At 70.6% G+C, this 2,004-nt stretch carries 3 protein-coding genes; 2 read left to right on the top strand and 1 reads right to left on the bottom strand.

Translation table 11 applies throughout. The annotated features are described in order from the left end of the window. On the top strand, window positions 1-612 hold a 612-nt coding region (locus tag VIR09_RS09625; RefSeq protein WP_332012654.1), incomplete at its 5' end, for an SDR family oxidoreductase. A gap of 98 nt (window positions 613-710) precedes the next feature. Next, window positions 711-1,310, top strand: coding sequence for a LysE family translocator (locus VIR09_RS09620; RefSeq protein WP_332012653.1), 600 nt, complete (start codon window positions 711-713; stop codon window positions 1,308-1,310). 112 nt (window positions 1,311-1,422) lie between these two features. Here the strand turns inward: VIR09_RS09620 and VIR09_RS09615 are convergent. Further along, the coding region (locus tag VIR09_RS09615; RefSeq protein ID WP_332012652.1) for a LysR substrate-binding domain-containing protein at window positions 1,423-2,004 on the bottom strand (582 nt) is incomplete at its 5' end.

Raw genomic sequence — 2,004 nt, 5'->3', positions numbered from 1 at the left:
GGCGACGTGCTGGACGAGGCCGGGCTGCGGACTGCGCAAGAGCAGCTTGCCGCACTGCTGCCGCCGGTCACGGGGTTGGTGAACTGCGCCGGCATCGCCCAGGTTCCCACCGCCATCGAGGACTATCCGGTCGAGGACTGGCAACGGGTGGTGGATTCCCACCTTAAGGGCACCTACACGTCCTGTCGCGTGTTCGGCAGCGCCATGGCCGCGCGCGGCGGCGGCGCGGTCGTCAACGTGGCGTCCGTGCTGTCGTTCCGTCCCGGGCCGGTGCTGGCCTACGGCCCGGCCAAGGCCGCGATCGTGAACCTGACCGAAGCCCTGGCCGTGCACTGGGCTCGGCGCGGGGTGCGCGTCAACGCCATCGCGCCGGGCTGGACCGACACGCCTTTCCTCAGGCCCAAGGAGCGCCAGGGGGAGCGCGACATGACTCCGATCCTGAACGCCACGCCGCTGGGCCGCCTGATGCAACCGCGCGAAATCGCGGAAGTCGTGTTCTTCCTGCTGTCGCCCGCGGCCGCGGTAGTCACCGGCGCCACCATTCCGTGCGACGGCGGCGTCATCGCGGGATCGGGGTGGGCACCCTATGGAGGCTTTCCGCAAGTGGCCTGAGCCTGGATGCGGCCGAGGCATGCCCGGGGGTTGCCGCCAATTGGTCTGGCGGGCCGCTACACTACCCGCCGCCATGCTCAACACCCCCTGTTCCATCCATGTTTAACCTTGCCGCCGCAGGATTGTTCGCCTTCGGAGTCACCGTCATCCTGGCCATGCCAGGCCCGACCAATACCCTGCTGGCCGCGGCCGGCCTGCGCCAAGGCTTCATCCGGTCGGCGCGGCTGACGGTGGCCGAGCTGGCCGGCTACGTCGTGTCGATCTCGCTCTGGGGACGCTTTCTTGAGCAGGCTGCAAGATCCCTGCCGTGGCTGCCGGCTTGCGTGCGCATCGCCAGCAGCGTCTACATCGCCTGCCTGGCCGTGCGCATGTGGCGCGCCGCCAGCGCCTTGCCCGCGGTGGCGCGGCAGGTCATCGGCATGCGCACGCTGTTCACGGCCACGCTGCTCAACCCCAAGGGCATACTCTTTGCCAGCGCGATTTTCCCGCCCACGGCGTTCTGGAGCCTGCCCGCCTACCTGGCGGCCATGGCGCTATTCGCCACGCTGCTGGTGCCGATAGGCCTGGCCTGGGTGGCGTTCGGCGCCTCGCTGGGCAGCGCGAAGGCGCGCTGGATCGATCCGGCGCAAGCGCAGCGCGGCGCCTCCGTCATCCTGGGCCTGTTCTCGCTGACTCTGGCCTGGACGGCATTCCGCTAGATCCGCCTGGCGCGTTTCCGCCTGCCTCCCGCATGGCCCGGCTGGTGCTGGAACTGCCGCCCAGCGCCAGCGTGGCAGAGATCCCCATCAGCTGGCTGGTGGAATCGGAGTACTAGGCAGCAGCCTCCAGCACCGCCGCGCGGAACTCCTGCATCAGCGGCGACCAGGTGGCGCCGTGGCGCGTGACCAGCGCCATGCTGCGCCGCAGGGGCCGGCCCAGCGCCACGGGTAGCTCCGCGATGTCCGGACCCAGCGCGCTTTGCGGCATCAGCGCCAACAGGTCCGAGGCCGCCAGCAATGCCAGCGCGCCCCCGGAAAAATGCTGCACCTCCAGCGCCGCCGAAGGCTGCGCCAGGCCAGCCTCGGCATAGCGGGCCTCCAGCGCGTGGCGCGCCACCGAACCCGGCATGGGCAGGATCCAGCGTTGGTCGGCCAGGTCGCGCAAGGCCAGCTTGCGCCGCGCGGCCAGCGGGTGCTTGCGGCTGGCCGCCACGCACAAGCCATCCTCCCGGATCGGCTCCTGGTTCAGCGTGCCCGGCACGTCGGCATAGATCGGCGTCACCGCCAGGTCCAGCTTGCCGCCCGCGACCTGCTCGTTGAGATCGTCCGACTGCCCCTGAGTGAGCTGCACCCGCAGCGCGGGCCGGCGCGGCAGCAACAGCCGCAGGGCAGGCATTACCACGCTGTCCACGGT

It is taken from the genome of Achromobacter sp., assembly GCF_036567245.1.
Classification (GTDB): Bacteria; Pseudomonadota; Gammaproteobacteria; order Burkholderiales; family Burkholderiaceae_B; genus Achromobacter.
The sequence above is the reverse complement of the archived record's forward strand: the minus strand, read 5'-3'. Positions and strand labels throughout refer to the sequence as shown.

Bases quoted from the DNA above. Each gene is read 5' to 3' on its own strand.
- VIR09_RS09620 (WP_332012653.1), top strand. From the start codon at position 711: ATGTTTAACCTTGCCGCCGCAGGATTGTTCGCCTTCGGAGTCACCGTC.